Consider the following 21,401-nt stretch of genomic DNA (forward strand, 5'->3'; position numbering starts at 1 on the left):
TGATGTAGGCATGTCTTCTATTGAATACAAGGATAGGTAAATCCAGAAATTAGAACTCCATTCTTCTATTGACTGTGTAGAACGTCAGAAATATTTAGGGCTCTGTATTACTTAATCCTAATACCATTGCAAACGATAGGTTAAGGGTACGGAGACATCCTTCCTATGCTGATGACACAACTAACCGGGGCTCCTCGCACCCCACAATTTTTACGTTTAGGGGAGGAGCTGATGAACATCAGCGAGAGAATAGGCTGTTTTGTAATCCTAGAGCTATGGAATGGAGGCAGAAATTAAATTGGGCTGCTGACTCGGAGGATTGGTATAGTTGGAGTTATCAAGCGGGAATTGCTATTGGAACAAAGCTGATTGATGATGTTGTAGTGAACCATATTACGACCCATCCTGATGCTTTAGTTATAGAGCTAGGCTCGGATTTATCTTCTTGCTATGACCAGGTAGCATCGGAAAAATTGATATTGTTCGAGGTAGATTAGAATCGTTGGAACAGGCCTCGAAAGATTAGTTCTAGTTTTCTGATGTTCGAAACGAAATAGCCTAGTAAAATAAACACATTAAGTATTCCTTTTTAAAGCTTGCAGGAACAAGAGTTGTAATCTGTTTGGCTCGCAATGAGATAAGTAGATCATCAATTTACTTTGGTGTAATTATGGATCTGTATTCGTTGTTAAATTATTTTTCCAGTCATGGAGTAAAATTATCTCTTTACGGCGATGCGTTAGAAGTTGACGCACCTAAGGGAGCTATTACTCCAGATATAAGTTGTTCTATTACGCAGCATAAAGCAGAGTTACTTTCGCTATTACATCAATATAGTGAGGTTTTGAATGTTAACATCAATCAGCTACCTAACGTAGCACCTCGGCCAGAAGATCGCTATAAGCCTTTTCCTTTGACAGATATGCAGCACGCCTTTTGGGTAGGGCGCAGTGGTGCGTTGGAACTGGGTGAGGTTGCCAATCATGGCTATTACGAGATTGAGTCATATGATTTAGATTTAGAAAAATTGAATTTGGCATTGCAACAGTTAATTGATCGCCATGATATGTTACGGGCAATTGTTTTGCCCGATGGGCAACAGCAAGTTCTGAAAAAAGTTCCTCCTTATCAAATTGAAATATTAGACTTACGATCGCAGCCAGATCCTGTAGTAAAGGCTAGAATCAACGACATTCGTCATCGAATGTCTCATCAAGTATTACCTGCTGACCAATATCCGCTGTTTGAGTTTCGGGCGACGCGCTTAGACAAAGGCAAAATTCGGCTGCATATTAGTTATGATTTGCAAATATTTGATGCTTGGAGCCTATTTCGACTGTTTGATGAATGGTTTCAGCTTTATCAAGCATCTAACGCTGAATTAGTCCCCCTTGAAATTTCATTTCGGGACTATGTCTTAGCTGAGCAATCTTTACAGGAGACGCAACAGTATCGACAATCACAAGACTATTGGTTGAATCGCTTGGATACCCTACCGCCAGCGCCAGATTTACCTTTAGCAAAACGTCCTAGCGATCTTCAGCATCATCGATGTAGACGATACGAAGGTGGGTTAGAACAGTCTGTTTGGCAAGCATTGAAGCAGAAAGCAGCTCAAGCTGGTTTAACACCCTCTGGATTATTGTTATCAGCCTTTTCTGAAATCTTGGCAGTTTGGAGTAAAATTCCTCGGTTCACTATAAATCTTGCCCTTTTCAACCGTTTGCCGATGCACCCCCAAGTTAGCCATATTTTGGGGGATTTTACGTCTGTTACCTTGTTAGAAGCCGATCACTCAGTGCCCAAATCTTTTGCGGACCAAGCAGTGCAGCTTCAGCAGCAATTATGGAGAGACTTGGAACATCGCTATTTCAGTGGTGTCCGTGTAGTACGAGAATTATCCCGCAAGCGAGGCACTGCGCCCAGTGCTATGCCGATTATCTTTACAAGCACGTTAGGTTTCAGTTCACTGGGACAGGACACTCGTACGTTTAGTCACTTCGGCAAGTTAGTGTATGGCATCAGCCAAGCGTCACAAGCTTGGATAGATGTTCAAGTTTGGGAAGAGAATAATACTCTAACGTTCAACTGGGATGTTGTTGAAGAGCTATTTCCACAAGGGTTGGTTGATGATATGTTTTCAGCATATTGTCGATTCCTGCAAAAGTTGGCATCATCTGAGTCAGCTTGGACTGAGACAAGTCGTCAATTTGCCTTACCAAATCAACTTAACCAACGCTCTAAGGCCAATGCTAAATTAATCCCCATTCCTGAAATCACTCTGCATCAGCTATTTATAGAACAAGTAAAACTAAGGGACAAAGAGGTTGCGGTTATTTCTTCCCGCCGCAACCTCACTTATCAAGAGGTGTATGAATTATCAAAGCAAGTTGGCCATCGATTACGTGCCTTAGGCGTTCGCCCTAACCAGCTAGTAGCCATTGTGATGGAAAAGGGGTGGGAACAAATTGTTGCAGTGATGGGGACTTTGTTGGCTGGTGCAGCTTATGTTCCGATTAGTCCTGAGCTTCCTCAAGAGCGGTTATCTTACCTATTAGAGAATAGTAAGGCGCGGATTGTCCTCACTCAATCTTGGTTAAAACAGTTGCAATATCCTTCAGAAATTCACTGCTTGGATGTGGATGATATTGATCAGTTTTCCTTGGCAGATGAATCTACAGAGGATCTCGAACTTGTTCAAGGTTCTGATGATTTAGCTTATGTGATCTACACGTCTGGTTCTACAGGCAATCCGAAAGGTGTGATGATTTCACATCGTAACGTTATCAATGTGGTTGTTAATACTAACCAGCGCTTCAACATTGATGCCTGCGATCGCATCCTAGCTCTTACGGCACTTAATCATGACTTATCAGTCTATGACATCTTCGGACTTTTGAGTACTGGGGGAGCAATTGTTCTACCTGATGCAGCCTTAGTTAAAGAGCCGGCTCATTGGGCCAGCCTATTGCAGCAACATCGGGTGACGTTGTGGAATTCAGTTCCTGCCATGATGGAGATGCTAGTTCGCTATGCAGATAGCCATTCTAGAAGTCTACCTGACAGTTTACGGCTAGCAATCTTAGGGGGAGACTGGCTACCCGTTTCGCTCCCCAATCAGGTACGTGCTCTCGTGCCACAGATACAAATACTAAGTATTGGTGGTCCAACAGAAACAACGATTTGGAACATTGGCTATTTAATTGAGGAGGTTGATCCTAATTGGCAAAGTATTCCCTATGGTCAGCCAATGGCTAATTCGCAGTACTACATTTTGAATGATGCACTAGAAGACTGTCCCGTATGGGTTCCAGGTCAGATGCACTGTGCTGGAGTTCAGTTAGCCCAAGGGTATTGGCGAAATAAGGAAAAAACAGAGGCTAACTTTATCCAACACCCTCGTACAGGTGAGCGAATTTATCAAACAGGTGATTTAGGGCGCTATTTACCTGATGGAAATATTGAATTTTTAGGGCGAGTCGACTTTCAAATAAAATTACGCGGATATCGGATTGAACCTGGGGAAGTTGAAGCTACCTTAATGCAGCATCAATCCATCAAAAATGCCGTTGTTACGACATTAAAAAATACTCATGAGAACCAGGCTCTAGTGGCTTATATTGTGCTTCAACCTGGCGAAGAATCTGGCTTATTGCAAATAGAGCGGGCAAACTCTTCAAAGCATCAGCAACAATGGCAAGATCTTCTCCGAGCAGGATATAAACAGGCTGAACAAACCTTCTGGACGCTTGATCGATCTACTTTCTCAGCCTATTGGGACTATCAAAATCATTTGCATCTGATTTCAGTTTGTAAGGCATTGAAGAAGCTAGGTATTTACCAATCGATAGGAGACGCGTACACACTGGATGAAATCATAGTGCAATGTCAAATTGCGCCTCGCTATCGCAAGTGGTTACTTCGCGGTCTCAAGACACTGATTAAAGCAGGATTGTTAGAGCAACAGGGCCAGCACTTCAAAAGCATTGCAGATCTGCCAGCAACGGTCTTCCAACCTTTAACAGCAGAGATTCAATCCAGCTTATCTTGCAGTGACGAATTCATGCAAAACTGGATTGCCCTCATGCCAAAAACTCCCTTAGAAGAATTAGCAGACATTATCACTGAAAAAATTCACTCGGCAGAGATTTACACATCTGATAACACTCAGACGATATATCAGTTAATGTTTGCCGATTGTAATGCGATTTCTAAAGCTGTTATGAGTGCTTACCTTAACACTTTAGAACCAGATCGACCATTACGAGTTTTAGAAGTTGGCGCTGGCTACGGAACAACAGCAATTCACCTGTTGCCATTATTTTCGCCTGAGCGCACAACTTATGTCTTCACCGATATTTCTAACTTCTTTCTACAGAGAGCTCAAGAATGTTTTGCCGACTACTCCTTCATTGAGTACAATCGATTTGATCTTGAAAAAGATCCTTACCAGCAAGGCTATGCCCCCCACTCGTTTGACATCATCATTGCTGCAACAGTTTTGCATAACACCCGATCAATTGAAGAGTCGTTGCGGCATATTCGTGCTTTGTTAGCTCCCAATGGATTGCTTTTAGCTATTGAGAAAACAAGATTTCATCCTGCGTTTGATTTGAATATGGGTCTACAGCAAGGCTTTGAACGCTTTGAAGATAATAGTTTACGGCCAGAGCATCCCGTTCCTTCTAAAGAACAATGGCAGAGCGTTTTATGTCATCTTGGATTTGAAAACAGTACCTTCCTAAATCGTCCCGATTCAGTTGCCGATGATATTGGCTTTGATGTCCTGGTTGCCCAAGGCCCATCCTCAGTGAAGCAGTTTAAACCCGAAAGGCTACAGAATTTCCTTAACAAAAAACTGCCAGAATATATGGTGCCGCATCAATTTGTTCTCCTAGATGCATTACCCTTGACCGCGAATGGCAAGGTAGATCGCCTATCGCTGAGCACATTGAAGGGGCTTCATTCCCAAGCAAAGGCCACGTATGTAGTGCCTCAAAATGATATGGAACAGTTAGTTGCCAGTGTTTGGCAAGAAATTTTACAAATTGAGAGAATTGGGTCCCAAGATAACTTTTTTGCCCTAGGAGGCGACTCTTTACAAGCGACTCAGGTTCTCTCTCGACTGCGTGAGAAATTGAAAATCAATTTGTCTGTACAACGTTTGCTAGAAACGCCTACGCTTGCAGCTTTAGCAGACTCTATTGAAAAATTTCAGCAAATCACTCAAAAATTACAAGCCCCTATTGATGTTGCATCATCTCAACGGATGGAAATCAAATTATGAGTTCGATACAGGAATTTCTGCTCGAATTGAGTGAAAAGGATATTAGACTCTGGTTAGAGGGCGATAGCTTGTGCTGCAATGCGCCTCATGATGTCCTTACACCTGCTTTGCGCGACAAACTGGCACAGCATAAATCCGAAATCATCTCGTTTCTGTCTCAAACGATGACGGCTGCTGCTGCCAAAGTGAACACTATTTCACCGGCTCCGTCTGATAGTGTTTTACCATTAGCTCCTAATCAACAAGGGCTCTGGTTTATCGAACAGTTGGACAATAATCTAGCGACCTACAACCAAACCTTTGCAGTGGCGTTGGAGGGGCAGCTTGACGTTCATGTTTTAGAGCGCTCTCTACAGGAAGTTATCGCTCGTCATGCAATTCTGCGCACAAACTTTGTAAGTAGAAATGGAAAACCAGTTCAGGTTATTCAAGCGCTCAATGATTTCCAGTTATCTCAGGTAGATATTTCACATCTTGCAGAGGTCGATCGACGGGCAGAAATTGAGCAATTTACCATTGCCGAAGTTCAGCGTCCATTTAATCTGGCACAGGAGCAACTTTTCCGTATTTCGCTTTTCCGCCTGGAAAATAAATCCCATGTTTTGATCTTTATCATGCACCATCTGATTGCAGATGGTTGGTCCAGTGGCGTCATCATCCAAGAGTTAGGTACTCTCTACGAAGCATTTCTTGTCGGTAACCCTTCACCCCTACCAGCACTCTCTGTTCAGTATGCCGACTTTGCCTATTGGCAACAGCAACAGCTTGAAACGGTTCTAGAAAAGCACTTGAATTATTGGTTACAGCAGCTTAATGGTGCTCCTCCCCTTTTACAGCTACCGACGGATCGTCCGCGACAGGTTATTCAAACTAATCGTGGAAAGGCAACTACGTTAACGCTTGGAGCGGATTTGACGAGATCCCTCAAGCAATTGAGTCAGCAGCATGGGGTAACTCTCTTCACATTGCTTCTTACAGCATTCCAGGTGTTGCTGCACCGTTATACACATCAGACTGATCTGTGCGTTGGTACAACCATCTCAAATCGTGATAATCGTAGCCTGGAATCACTGGTCGGTTACTGTGTGAATACTGTTGTTATCCGTACTCAACCATCAGGGAACTCTTCATTTCGAGACTTTCTCAAGCATGTACAGCAGATTGTCTTTGAAGCCCAAGAACATAAAGATCTTCCCTTTCACACGTTAGTAGAAAAACTTCAACCGCAGCGGGATCGGTCTTATACACCGTTATTCCAAGCTGTATTTGTTTTAGAGAGTTTAGGAATCGAGCAGATAGAATCAGGGGGGCTTACCCTTAGTCGATGGGAAACTCCAGTCGCCATTGCTAAGTTCGATTTGAGCTTATCGATGCAAGAAACTACGGGTGGTTTAATTGGTAGGTTTGAATATAATACAGAGCTATTTGACGATGCCACAATTAGGCGCTTGATCGGCCATTTTCAAACCTTACTAACAGCAATTGTGGCCAATCCAGATCAGTGTCTTTCCAACTTACCTTTATTAACGAACGCTGAAAGACAGCAATTGGTAAAGTGGAATAATAATACGTTTACTAATATTTCCTATGAGCGTTGTATCCATGAGTTATTTGAAGAGCAAGTAGAAAAGACACCGGATGAGATCGCAATTGTCTTTAGGAATCAGCAAATCACCTACCGTGAGTTAAACCAACGTTCAAACCAGTTGGCTCATTACTTACAAACATTAGGTGTAGGCTCCAATAGCTTGGTCGGTATTTGTCTTGAGCGATCGCCTGAGTTAGTGATTGGTTTTTTGGCAGTTCTCAAAGCCGGCGGGGCTTATGTCCCCCTTGATCCAGAGTATCCCCAAGAGCGCTTAAGATTTATGCTGTCTGATGCCCAAGTCAGCATCTTACTAACGCAGCAAACATTATTGCCTAGCCTGTCATTCTTCCAGGAACGGATCCTTTGTTTAGATGCTGTTGTTCAGGCTTTTGACCAAGCAAGTAACGCTAATCCAGATAGCAAAGTCACTGCCGAAAACCTGGCTTATATTATCTATACATCCGGATCAACCGGGCAACCCAAAGGAGTTCTCATACCACATAAAGGGCTGCTCAACCTTGTATTCTGGCATCACTCTACCTTTAAGATATCCACTTGCGATCATGTCACACAGATTTTTGGGCTTGCTTTTGATCCCTGTGTTTTAGAGGTTTATCCCTGCCTAACAGCTGGGGCAACGCTCTATTTGGTAGAGCCAGACATCCTCCGCTCTCCTAGAAATTTACAAAGCTGGCTCCTAGAAAATTCAATTACAGTGACAGCTGTTGTCACGCCCTTGGCAGAAGCCCTACTTTCTTTAGACTGGCCCACTCAGACAGCATTACGCGTTATGTTAACTGGAGGAGATAAATTAAAACAATATCCATCTGAGAACATACCTTTTACAGTCATAAACAACTATGGTCCAACTGAGAATACGGTTGTGACAACATCTGGCATAGTGACTGCTAAGTTAGAACAGCATTGGGCTCCCTCCATTGGAAAAGCCATTAATAATGTACAAACCCATGTTCTTGACAGCCAGATGCAACCGGTTCCCATTGGTATTCCTGGGGAACTCTATATCGGTGGCACTAATCTTGCTAAAGGTTATTTAAATCGGCCTGATTTAACTGAGAAATCTTTTATTTCAGGAAAATCTATAGCTCACTTAACAGAGTCTAATTCTGCTTATCTTTATAAGACAGGAGATCTGGTTCGATATCGACCGGATGGCGATCTTGAATTTTTAGGGCGCATTGATCATCAGGTAAAGATTCGTGGTTTTAGAATCGAGCTAGGAGAAATTGAAGCAGCTTTGACAACGCATCCTGCTACGGAGCAGGCTGTCGTTATTCTTAGGGACGATGAATCTAGCAATCAGCAACTTGTTGCCTATCTTGTCTATCAAGGTGTTGCTATACCCAATTCCTCTGAACTGAAGCAGTGGCTGAGAAAAACTTTGCCCAGCTATATGATTCCATCGATTTTTATATCTTTAGAATCCATGCCCTTGACACCGAATGGCAAAATTGACCGTCGGGCTTTGCCCACTCCTGATGCCATTCACCATAACCTAGGGCAATCGGTTGTTGCTCCTCGTGATGAAATCGAAGAATCCATTGTCAGGATCTGGGCTCAGGTTTTAGGAATTGGGGAAATTAGTATCCATGATAATTTCTTTGAACTCGGTGGACATTCCCTAATAGCGACTCAAATTATCGCTCGAATTGAAACCACATTGGGAATCGAATTATCTCTTAGCAATTTATTTGATACACCAACGATTGCCGAACTTGCAGTTGCCGCTAAAGCAGCACTGCAAATGACGCCCCACTATAATTTACCCCCTATTCAGAAGAGTCCCTACAGCGATCAGCTACCGTTATCGTTTGCTCAGATTAGATTAGTATTTCTACAAAAGTTGCAGCCCAATAATCCCTTCTATAACATCGCTACATCAATACGTTTACAGGGAATACTCAACGTCGATGTTTTAGAACAAAGTCTGACTGAAATCCTCAGGCGTCACGACATTTTACGGACTCGATTTCTTGACAAGGATGAGAAAACCTATGCAGTTGTTGCTCCCTTTTCAAACTTTGAACTACCACTCGTGGATTTGAGTAAGTTCTCTAATATTGAACAAGAGACCAAGATACAGCATTTAGCAACAGAAACAGCCTGTCAACCGTTTGACTTAAATGTTGATCAACTCTTTCGCTTTAAACTTCTGCGATTGAGCACAGCCGACCATCTGATGGTACTAACCATGCATCATAGTATTGCAGATGGTTGGTCAAGCAATATATTGATGCGTGAACTGTTGGCACTTTATAACGCTTTCTCCACAGGTTGGCCTTCATCATTACCAGAGCTACCAATTCAGTACGTAGATTTTGCACTTTGGCAAAAGCAGTACTCACAGGAAGCTTTTTGGAAATCTGAATTAGCTTATTGGAAACGACAACTCGCTGATGCGCCAACTCTACTAGCATTACCCACGGATAAGCCACGACCCTCAGTTCAGACATTTTCAGGTAACGCGCAACTATTCACACTACCTAAGAAGCTTGTTAAAGCACTTAGAATACTCAGTCAACAGTTTGAAGTGACTCTCTTTATGATGCTGTTAGCAGCATTTAAAGTCTTACTTTATCGCTACACTAGCATGACGGATATTCTGGTGGGAGTTCCCGTTGCCCACCGGAATCGAATTGAGATTGAACCGTTAATCGGGTGTTTTGTAAATACGTTAGTATTGCGAACTGATTTATCTGGAGATCCTAGCTTTCAAGATTTATTGGAGCGAGTACGAAAGGTTTCTTTAGAGGCCTATACTCATCAGAATTTGCCCTTTGAAAAATTACTAGAGGAACTAAAGTTAGAACGAAATCTAGGACATTCTCCATTATTCCAGATAATGTTTTCCTTTGAAGATACGCTGGAATTGAATTTTAACGCGGCTGACCTGTCCATTGATATTTCACCCATTGATACCAATACTTCAAAGTTTGACCTGAGTCTTAATATGGTTGAGACCGAATCAGGTTTGATGGGCAGGTTAGAATACAATACAGACATTTTTGAGATAGATAGGATAGAACGTCTGATTGGGCATTTTGAAGTACTGTTGGAAAGCATTGTAGCGGCACCTTCTCAACCTATTAGTGAGCTATCGCCATTAACTTCTGTTGAAAAGCAACAGTTTCTTAATTGGAATAATACTAAAATAGACTTTCCTCGTAATTCATGTATTCATGAGCTATTTGAAGCTCAAGTTGAGCAATCCCCTGACTCAATTGCAGCTGTATTTGATGGTCAGAAACTGACCTATAGTGAATTAAATCAGAGAGCAAATTATCTGGCGGACTATTTGCAAACTTTAGGTGTTAAACCCGATATGCTAATTGGGGTGTATCTGGAACGCTCTCTAGATATGTTGGTAGGAATGCTAGGTATCCTCAAAGCTGGTGCAGCCTACTTACCGCTCGATCCCAGTTATCCCCAGGAGCGACTCTCATCGATTGTATTAGACTCCCAGGTTTCAATCCTACTAACTCAGCAACATCTCATCGGACAATTACAATTGCTGGATCATCCTGCCCATGTACTTTGTCTAGATACGGAGTGGGATCTAATTAGGCAAACAACTCCCTACAGTGAAACGAAACCCAAGCATTCTGATCATTTAGCCTATGTAATTTACACATCGGGCTCCACAGGAAAACCTAAAGGTGTAAAAATCACCCATCAAAATGTGGTCAATTTACTGGTGGCAATGCAGCACGAGTTCCAGATTATCCCTACAGATATCCTGCTGAGTGTAACCTCTATATCTTTTGATATGTCTGTTGTGGAACTCTTCTCACCCCTGATAACAGGTGCCTGTGTTGTTATTGCCAGTCGTCAGGTTGCCATGGATGCTCAGCAGTTGAAGCAATGTCTTACAACTTCTAACGCGACCTTGATGCAAGCAACACCAGCAACTTGGCGTTTGCTCCTGGCTGCTGGATGGCAAGGTCATCACGTCCAGCTTAAGATTCTTTGTGGTGGCGAAGCTTTATCTCGTAATTTAGCGAATCAACTATTAGATAGGGCAACCGGTGTCTGGAACTTATATGGTCCAACGGAAATCACTGTTTATGCTACGGCTCATAAGATAGATGCTTCACAGTTGTCCAGTCACACAGTTGCAATTGGTCGGCCGATTGCGAACACACAAGTATTGGTGTTAGATTCCTTAGGACAGCCAGTGCCCATTGGTGTACCTGGTGAACTGCATATCGCAGGGATAGGAGTTTCACAGGGATATTTGAACCGCCCCGAACTGACAGCTGAAAAATTTATCTCTCACCCACAGGCAGGTAGGCTCTATAAGACAGGCGATTTAGTACAGTTCTTGCCAGATGGAACTCTTGAATACCTAGGGCGCAACGATCATCAGGTCAAACTACGCGGTTTCCGAGTCGAGCTAGGGGAAATTGAAGCAACGCTACTTACCCATGTCGCTGTTCAGGAAACAGTTGTCGTTGCTCAAGGAGATTCGAGCGACAACAAACGGTTGGTCTGTTATGTTGTTGCGGCTAAAGACCTCTCAACGTCTGGCACAACCATTATCAACGAACTACAACAGTTTCTTAGAAGCCAACTGCCAGACTACATGGTACCGTCGGCATTTGTCATGTTGGAGGATCTCCCGTTAACACCCAATGGTAAAATAAATCGTTTAGCTTTGCCTCAACCGGATAAGCAAGCGACTTCAGACGCACCTTATACAGCACCTAAAACATCAATTGAACGTAAGATTACCTCGATTTGGCAAGAGGTTTTACAGTTGGAAGATATTAGTACAAATGCTAATTTCTTCCATTTAGGGGGACATTCTTTGCTTCTGGTAAAGATGCAAATTCTCCTTAATAAGGATTTAAATCAGAATCTTAAAGTCGTGGATTTATTTCAATATCCGACTATTAAGTTACTGGCAAATTACATTAGCCAATCGCATCATGCCATCACTTCTGGGCAGCAAGCACAAGATCGAATTATCGCTCGTCAAGGGCGTCGATCTGCGATCTCACAAACCCGGCAACTGAGAAAACAGTATAGAACAACTCAAAAGTAAGTGAGGGCAGATTAGCTATTTATTTCCAAAGGAGGTTATTCAATGAATCCAGTCCAGTCATCAAACTTTCATGGTTCCGAAATTGCTATTATCGGCATGTCCTGTCGATTTCCAGGCGCACCTAATATTGAAGCATTCTGGCATAACTTGTGCCATGGCATAGAATCTATTTCTCGATTTGATACTCAAGAATTAATAGACGCTGGAGTGGATGCAAAGCTGGTCAATCATCCAAATTATGTTAAAGCTAATAGCATTTTGTCAGATGTTGAATGGTTTGATGCTTTTTTCTTTGACACCAGTGCCAGAGAAGCAGAAAGGATGGATCCGCAACATCGTCTCTTTTTGGAACAGGCCTGGGCAACGTTAGAGAATGCTGGCTATAGTTCTGAGAACTATTCAGGTGCCATTGGTATCTACGCTGGATCTAGCACCAACACCTATTTGCTAAATAATCTGTATCCCACTGTTGATACCTCAGACTCTGCTAGCATCTTTCAATTAATGATAAGTGGCAATAAAGACTTTTTACCCACCCGTACCTCCTATCACTTAAATCTAAAAGGTCCAAGCGTTAATGTTCAAACAGCCTGTTCGACCTCGCTAGTGGCAGCCCATTTAGCATGTCAAAGCTTGCTCAATGGTGAGTGTGATATGGCATTAGCTGGGGGAGTTACGGTTCGTGTTCCTCAGATAACAGGCTATCTTTATCAGGAAGGTCTTGTCCTATCACCGGATGGCCATTGTCGTGCTTTTGATGCTGAAGCAAAGGGTGCTATCGGTGGCAATGGCGTCGGTTTAGTTCTCCTTAAGCGCTTAGAGGATGCCCTTGCCGATGGTGACTATATTCATGCTGTTATTAAGGGGTCTGCAGTCAATAATGATGGCTCGCTAAAAGTCGGTTTTACAGCACCGGGTGTCGATGGCCAAGCAAATGTCATCAGAGAAGCACAGGCCATTGCCCAAGCTGCCCCTGAAACAATCACCTATGTAGAAGCCCATGGTAGTGGAACGCATTTAGGTGATTCAATTGAGATTGCTGCTTTGACTCAAGCCTTTGCTGGATGTTCTAAAGACAATCAGCCTTGTGCGATTGGCTCCGTCAAAACAAATGTAGGGCATTTGGATGTTGCTGCAGGGGCGGCAGGGTTAATCAAAACAGCCTTGGCACTCAAACATAAATTAATTCCCCCCAGCTTACATTTTAAGCAGCCTAATCCACAGATTGACTTTACGAACAGCAACTTTAAGGTTAATGCTCAGCTTTCAGAATGGGAAACCAATAACACACCTCGACGGGCAGGTGTAAATTCATTTGGTATTGGCGGCACCAATGCCCATGTGGTGTTAGAAGAAGCGCCATTGATGGAAAAGTCTAGCTCATCTCGTCCATGGCAATTAGTTATGCTGTCTGCCAAGACCAGTTCTGCCCTGGAGACGATGACGGCCAATTTCACCGACTTCCTAAAACAGAACCCTGATGTGAATTTAGCCGATGCTGCCTACACACTTCAAATGGGGCGTCGAGTCTTTGATTACCGCCGCATGGTGCTTTGTCATGATGTTGAAGATGCGCTCAGTGCATTTCAAAATCCTCAACGGATATACAGCAGCATCTCAGATAACAACCAGGCTGATGAGGCCACTATTGCCTTCATGTTTACAGGCTTAGGATCCCAATACATCAATATGGGATGGGATTTATATCAATCTGAAGAAGCTTTTCGGGAACAAATTGATCGCTGTTGTGACTACCTCAAGCCTCTCCTTCAACTTGACTTGAGAGATGTGATCTATCCCAATCGAAATCAAGAGATGGATACATCTAAAGATCCTGAACCACCGGTAAACGTATCATCATCTCAGTCTGGTATTAATCTCCGTCAGATGCTGGGGCGAGGGGAAGAGAAACCTGATGAAGCTACCCAGACTTTAAATCAAACCTATCTTACCCAGCCGGCAGTTTTTGTCATTGAATATGCGTTGTCAGCCCTATGGCAATCATGGGGCATCAATCCTACGGCGATGATGGGATATAGCATTGGTGAATATGTTGCTGCTTGTTTATCTGGCGTTTTGTCCTTAGAAGACGCTCTGACCTTAGTAGCGAAACGAGCCCGGTTGATTCAAGATTTGCCGAACGGAGCAATGCTGGCTGTTCCACTTCCAGAGCAAAAGGTTCATCCACTACTCAGTGAAAAGATTTCTTTATCCGCTATTAACGGATCTTCAGCCTGCGTTGTCGCTGGTGAAACCGAAGCCATTGATGCATTGGCAGAGCAAATAATGAGCCAAGGTATCGCCTGTCGTCGGCTAGCAACATCCCATGCTTTCCACTCCCATATGATGGAGTCAATTGTCCCCTCTTTCACTGAAATATTTAGGAATATTAAGCTCAATACGCCTCAAATTCCTTATATATCAAACCTAACCGGAAACTGGATTACTGCCCAACAAGCAACCGATCCCAATTATTGGGTCCAACATCTTTGTCAACCCGTCCGGTTTGCAGATGGCGTTACGGTATTACATCAACAGCAACACTCGGTGTTATTAGAGGTTGGACCAGGACAAACATTAAGTAGCTTGGCATTGCAATGTTTAGGTACGCAGAAAAATCAAGTAACCGACATCTTATCTTCATTACGTCATGCATACGATCGGCAATCCGATACTGCGTTCTTACTAAACAACCTTGGACAGCTTTGGCTGTCAGGCATCGAAATCGATTGGTTAAGCTTCTACAGCAATGAACGTCGCCATCGGCTTCCTTTGCCAACATATCCTTTTGAACGCCAGCGATATTGGGTTGAACCTCAAGCAGTAGCATCCCCTCAATTACTCTTGTCCGCATCAGACAGATGGGCATTACTAGTACAAGCTGGTCAAATACAGGCAAAGAATGGATTAGCTACTGTGGATGAGTCCACCCACATAGCTAATAAACAAGCCTTGGATCAGCTCTGTGTTGCTTACATCAATATGGCGTTTAGACAATTAGGCACTTTCCTGGACGCAAAAAGTCGATATACGATGGCAGATTTAGTGGAACAAAGCCACACAATTCCTCGTTATCATCAACTATTAGAGCGTTGGCTGGCGATATTATTAGAATCTGGCCAGTTAGAGCAGGAGGATAACTATTTCACTCATCTTGCTCCTTGCTCAAGGAACACCATTCAGAATCATCTGGCTGATGTCAAAGCAAAATGGGCAAAGAATCTAAACTTTGTAGAGCTTGTCGAAAACTGCGGTGAAAATTTAGCAACAGTCTTCACAGGACAAAAAGAACCCTGGGATATTCTATCAAAATTAGTTAACCAAATCCAAGATGAGTATAGCTTAGAGCTTCCAGAGGTTTATTATTATAAATCAATTATCCGCGCTATTTTAGCTCAGTTGATAAAATCATTGACGCCTCAAACAGAGCTTAAAATTCTAGAAGTTGGAGGTGGTGCTGGCATCACAACAGCTGAATTACTACCAGTATTACCCCCAAAACAAACCAGCTATACATTTACTGATGTTGGTCGTTTATTCTTGACTCAAGCACAAGAGAAGTTTAAGGATTACTCATTTGTTGAATATGATTTCCTAGACATCGACCAGCCTTCGCAAGAGCAAGGATATTCATTACATCATTTTGACGTTATCATCGGCTCAAATGTTCTCCATGTGGCCCGCAATTTAGAGAAAGCCCTTGAGAATGTTCGATCTTTGTTGGCACCTGGGGGTATCCTTGTTATCTGGGAATTTACTCAACCTCAGCTTAATTTTGATATTGCTGATGCTCTGTTGATGAATCCGGTTGATGAGAACGATAACGATCGCAACATGGGTAATCCCTTTGTGTCAAAAGAGCAATGGCAGGCTGCACTAAAGCGCCATGGATTTGTTGAGGTGGAGGCATTCTCTGCAACCGAAGTATTTGGGCAACAAATATTTGTTGCCCAAGCAGACTCACCTAGCACATCCAGTACGCCCGATGCTTTTACGACAACGTCTACAACTACTGCTCAAAACACGTTTAATCCACTGGGTAGAAAATCGGATATTGCTGATTGGTTTTATATCCCTGCTTGGACACGCTCATCATTATTGCGACCTGCGATCGCGACAAAATCAGCTGTCGATCCAGAATGCTGGCTTGTATTTGCGGATGACTATGGCTTAGGAGTTCAGTTAGGACAATCGCTCCAAGAATCAGGCCATGATGTTGTGATGGTTAAGGTTGGCGATTACTTTGACTGTCCGCAGACTACAGATGCAGAAGGCAAACATCATTACAGCTATACACTCAATCCAAATCAGCTAAACGACTACAGCTCTCTATTCCAGGCTCTCCAACAGGCTAATTTAACACCCACAAAAGTTCTACATCTTTGGAGCATCACTTCATCTGAACAGCCGCTAACGTTAGCGATTGAGAACTTTCAGGCAGTGCAGCATTTCGGACTTTATAGCTTAATGTGCATTGCCCAAGTCATGGGTAAGCAGACTAATCACTCTAATCCTTTACAGCTAACGGTGATCTCTAACCAGATACAGTTGGTTAATGGAGACGAAAAACTACAGCCAGAACAAGCACCTCTCCTTGCCGCCATCAAGGTTATTCCTCAAGAATATGAGGATATTGGCTGTCGCCTCATTGATATTGACTTACCAGAAAATAATCAGCCAATAGTTGCAGAGCGCGTTTCTCAACTATTGCAAGAGATTACCACCCCAAGCATGGAAACTATAGTTGCCTATCGAGAGCGTCACCGTTGGCTACCAATTTTAAAGGAGACACCTCTAAAGAGCATTGAGGATGGGCAAACTCGCTTCAGGCATCACGGCGTTTATTTGATCATCGGTGGACTGGGATATCTTGGGTCGCTAATAGCAGAACACTTAGCACAAACTGTGCAAGCCAAGTTGATTCTGACGGGTCGCTCAGCCTTACCAGCCAGGGAAGAATGGGCTGAATGGTTGGCAGCCCATGAAGATGAAGATGATATCATCAGCCGTAAAATTCATAAGATACAGTCATTAGAAGCATTAGGAGCCAACGTATTATCGATTCAAGCCGATGTCGCCAACCTTCAGCAAATGCAAGTCGCTTTAACCCAGGCTGAACAAGCATTTGGTCCGATCAATGGCGTCATTCATGTAGCTGGTCTCAATACCTCCGAAGGTGGCTTATCTCTCATCGAAGCAGGCATTAACCAAAATCAATTCGAGCAAAACTTCCGGCCCAAAGTCTACGGAACTTGGGTGCTAAGCGAAATTTTACAAGATAAGGATTTAGATTTCTGTTTGCTAATGTCCTCTTTATCTTCTGTTTTGGGCGGCCGAGGTACAATTGACTACACAGCAGCAATGTTCTTTGTAGATACATTTACACATTGGCACAATCAACGGTCTTCTATCCCCTGGATAACAACAAATTGGGGATTTTGGAAAATAGGTGAGGCAGAAGCCTCGCGTCAGTTTTTAGCTCAAAATTGGGGTGACCTCGGTCTGATGCCACAAGAAGGAATCGAGGCATTGGAACGCATTCTTCTCTGGGAAAACTTAAATCAAGTATTGATCTCTCCAGGAAACTTAAAGGAGATGATCAACAAGTGGGGAAACCCTGAGTCTTCAAAGGAAGATGCTGCGCAATCTGTAAATACATTAACTCAGCATACGCGACCCAATCTAAAGACTGCTTATGTTGCTCCAGAAACCGATCTGGAGCATAAATTGGCTGATATCTTCAAAACAGTTTTAGGCTTTGAGCCTATCGGTATTCATGATAATTTCTTTTATCTAGGGGGCGATTCACTCATTGGGATTAAATTAATTTCCCAAATCAACGAAGTATTTGAAGTTGACTTATCTCTTCGTCTGCTATTCGAGGCACCTTCCATTTCAGAACTCGAATTACTAATCGAAAAGATGATCATTGAAGAACTTGCATCACTTACAGAGGAGGAAGTCAAATCAGCCCTGTAAAACTTAGATTTTGCCCTTTCAATCAACTCTTGATGGATAAAAGTATTAACGATGCATAATACTAGTAAAGAACAAATTCTTAAACAAAAATCGGATCTTTCGCCGACTAAACTAGCCCTGCTTGAAAGACGGTTGCGGGGCAAGAATCTGTCTGGTGATGAAAACAAGTTAACGACTGATGAGCTTTCTCAAATTACAGTTGATCCTAGTCAGCGTTATCAACCGTTTCCTTTGACAGATGTTCAACAAGCTTACTGGATTGGACGTAATAGTGCCTTTGAATTGGGGAACGTATCCACCCATGGATATCTGGAAGTAGATACTATTGATTTAGATTTAAATCGCTTCGAAAATGCCTGGCAGAAAATAGTTGAGCGGCATGGGATGCTACGCACTATTATTCTTCCCAATGGACAGCAGCAAATTTTAGAACGAGTCCCCCCTTATAAAATAAAAGTTTTAGATTTGAGGACCCATAGTCCTGAGCAAGTTGAGACTCAATTACTAAACCTTCGGGAACAATTATCTCATCAAGTATTATCTGTAGATCAGTATCCCCTGTTTGAAGTTCAGGCTGCTCGCCTGGACGGCAATCGGATAAGGCTCTATCTTAGCTTCGAAATCTTGATTGGCGATGGGCGAAGTTGGACAATTGTTAGTCGCGAGTTAGCCCAACTGATGCAAACGCCAGAATATCCTTTACCCCCCTTAGAACTCTCATTTCGAGACTATGTACTAAAGAAAATTTCCCTGAAAAGTTCAGAATCCTATAGTCGCTCGCTAACATATTGGCAGGATCGTCTTCTTACTTTACCACCCTCCCCTGAGCTACCGATAGCTAAACAACCTGCCCAAATTAAACATCCCCAATTTGCACGCCGCAGTGGTCATTTAGACAATGATGCTTGGAATCACCTCAAGCAGCGGGCTAAAAGCATTGGCCTGACCCCTTCGGGATTATTGCTATCTGCCTTTGCTGAAGTTCTGACAGTTTGGAGTAAAAATCCCAAATTTACGATTAACTTAACCCTGTTTAATCGTCTGCCACTACATCCTCAAGTCAATCAGATCGTAGGTGACTTCACGTCATTGACACTATTAGCCATCGATAATTCTGGACAAGATTCTTTTACAAACCGGGCAAGGCGCATTCAAAAACAGCTTTGGCAAGATCTGGACCATAAAGACGTAGGAGGCGTCTACGTCTTACGGGAACTGGCCCACATGCAGAAAAATTCGTCAAAGGCTTTCATGCCAGTTGTTTTCACTAGTGCGCTAATTAGTGAACGGGTAACAAATGATGCAACCAAAGCAAAAGCGTTGACAATGGGTTGGTTAGGGGAGCACGTTTACAATATAACCCAAACTGCTCAGGTTTATTTAGATCATCAAATTGCCGAACTTGACGAAGGATTATTCTATATCTGGGATGCCGTTGAAGAGGTTTTTCCTCCGGCACTACTAGATGAAATGTTCTCTTCTTATAATCTATTTCTTCAACAATTGGCTGTTTCTGAGGATCTTTGGAAAGTCCCTATTCGTAATCTTTCCAAATCTGCTCAACAGCAGGCTATTATCAATGCAACTAATGTTTCTTTTTCGAAAAATGTTTTATTACATACATTGTTTTTTGAAAAAGCTGAAACGTTTCCAAATCATACTGCTATCGCCACATCCCAACGTATACTTACATATCAAGAGGTAAGTGAGCGAGCTGCTTACATCGCTCAATACTTATATCAACAAGGTGTTCAGCCCAACCAACTGGTTGCCATTGTTATGGAGAAGGGCTGGGAACAGGTGGTTGCAGCTTTGGGTATCCTGGCATCTGGTGCAGCATACGTGCCAATTGATCCCAAGCTGCCAACTGAGCGCCAGCATTATCTTTTAAAGGAAACCAAAGTTCAATGGGTATTAACTCAATCGCGACTCGATAATACTCTAAACTGGCCTGAAACGGTCAAACGTCTCTCCATAGACGATAGCTTGCCTCAAGTTGCCAGCAAAGTGCAGTGTGTACAAAGCACATCCGACCTGGCATATGTTATTTACACCTCTGGCTCCACTGGCTTACCCAAAGGCGTCATGATTGATCATCAGGGTGCTGTTAATACCATCCTCGATATTAATCAACGCTTTAAGATCACCTCTTCTGATCGTATATTTGCACTTTCATCCCTAAGTTTTGACTTATCCGTATTTGACATCTTTGGAACGCTAGCCGCTGGTGGAACCATTGTTATTCCTGATCCTGATGAGATAAAGAATCCAGCTCATTGGACAGAATTGATGGTCCAACAGCAAGTGACCGTTTGGAATTCAGTTCCAGCCTTGATGCAAATGTTAGTAGAATATTCAGTCGGGTTTACATCACTGTTTCCACAATCTTTGCGATTGGCTCTAATGAGTGGTGATTGGATTCCTCTGTCTTTACCAGACCAGATTCGGTCACTATGTCAGAATATCAAGCTAGTCAGCTTAGGTGGAGCAACAGAAGCTTCAATTTGGTCTATTTTTTACCCTATCGATCAAGTTGATCCAAACTGGAAGAGCATTCCCTATGGTCGTCCCATGGCCAATCAAAAAATTTATGTCCTAAATGAAACGCTAGAAGCTTGCCCAACTTGGGTTACAGGACAACTTTACATTGGTGGCATTGGCATAGCAAAAGGATATTGGCAGGATGACAATAAAACAAAAGCAAGCTTTATCACCCATCCTCAAACTCAGGAAAAATTGTATAAAACAGGTGATTTAGGGCGCTGTTTGCCTGACGGCACTATTGAATTTCTTGGGCGAGAAGATTTTCAAGTCAAAATTAATGGTCATCGAATTGAACTCGGTGAAATTGAATCTGTACTCAGTTCACATCCAGCGATTGAAACAGCGCTTGTTTTAGCTAAAGATGTCGATGAAAAGAGCAAGCAATTAATTGCCTATATCATTTGCCAAGAAGAGAACACGCCATTAGAAAATCAGCGCAGATTGTTTGTTGATTCAGTACAGGAATTTTTACGTAAAAAACTGCCAGAATATATGGTTCCTCCAGCATTTTGTCTTTTAGATAAGTTTCCATTAACTCCGAATGGAAAGATTGATCGAAAAGCACTCCCGGCGGCAGATATTGTACCCACATCAAAAGCAAAGAGTGTTTCACCGACTACTGAGACAGAGCATACTTTAGCCGACATTCTGAAGCAGGTTCTACAAATAGAAAAGGTTGGTATTTATGATAATTTCTTTGATCTCGGAGGAAATTCAATCCAAATTGTTCAAATCCATAATAAAATCAAGGAGGTTTTCAAAAAAGATATTCCCATTACTGAAATATTTAGGCATCCAACGATTAATGATTTGAATAAGTATTTTAGTGAGAACACTAGCAATTTTCGGTCAAATTATAAACAGCTAAGTCGTGCCGAGAGTCGCAAAGAAAAGCTTAAGAAACGACGGCGACGGGCTCTGTAAGTCCCCCCTACTGC

The 21,401-nt window shown here is 42.7% G+C and carries 3 protein-coding genes and 2 pseudogenes; all 5 read left to right on the plus strand.

From position 1 onward, the window contains the following. Window positions 1-670 precede the first annotated feature (670 nt). A pseudogene (locus SPB21_RS34540) lies at window positions 671-3,625 on the plus strand (non-ribosomal peptide synthetase); the annotation flags it as partial. Between the two features lie 612 nt (window positions 3,626-4,237). Beyond that, window positions 4,238-5,287: pseudogene (locus tag SPB21_RS34545) on the plus strand (class I SAM-dependent methyltransferase); the annotation flags it as partial. Next, the gene (locus SPB21_RS34550) at window positions 5,284-11,940 is read left to right on the plus strand and encodes an amino acid adenylation domain-containing protein (RefSeq protein WP_499869575.1); all 6,657 of its coding nucleotides are present in this window, start codon (window positions 5,284-5,286) and stop codon (window positions 11,938-11,940) included. The pseudogene SPB21_RS34545 and the gene SPB21_RS34550, both read left to right, overlap by 4 nt. Window positions 11,941-11,982: 42 nt before the next feature. Then, window positions 11,983-17,919, plus strand: coding sequence for an SDR family NAD(P)-dependent oxidoreductase (locus SPB21_RS34555; protein ID WP_499869577.1), 5,937 nt, complete (start codon window positions 11,983-11,985; stop codon window positions 17,917-17,919). Window positions 17,920-17,970: 51 nt separating this feature from the next. Beyond that, entirely contained in the window at window positions 17,971-21,387 is a 3,417-nt protein-coding gene (locus SPB21_RS34560; RefSeq protein WP_499869579.1) for a non-ribosomal peptide synthetase, read from the plus strand. The last annotated feature ends 14 nt before the right edge of the window (window positions 21,388-21,401 follow it).

Origin of the sequence: Leptothoe sp. ISB3NOV94-8A (assembly GCF_043421595.1) — a bacterium.
GTDB lineage: Bacteria > Cyanobacteriota > Cyanobacteriia > Phormidesmidales > Phormidesmidaceae > Leptothoe > Leptothoe turfae.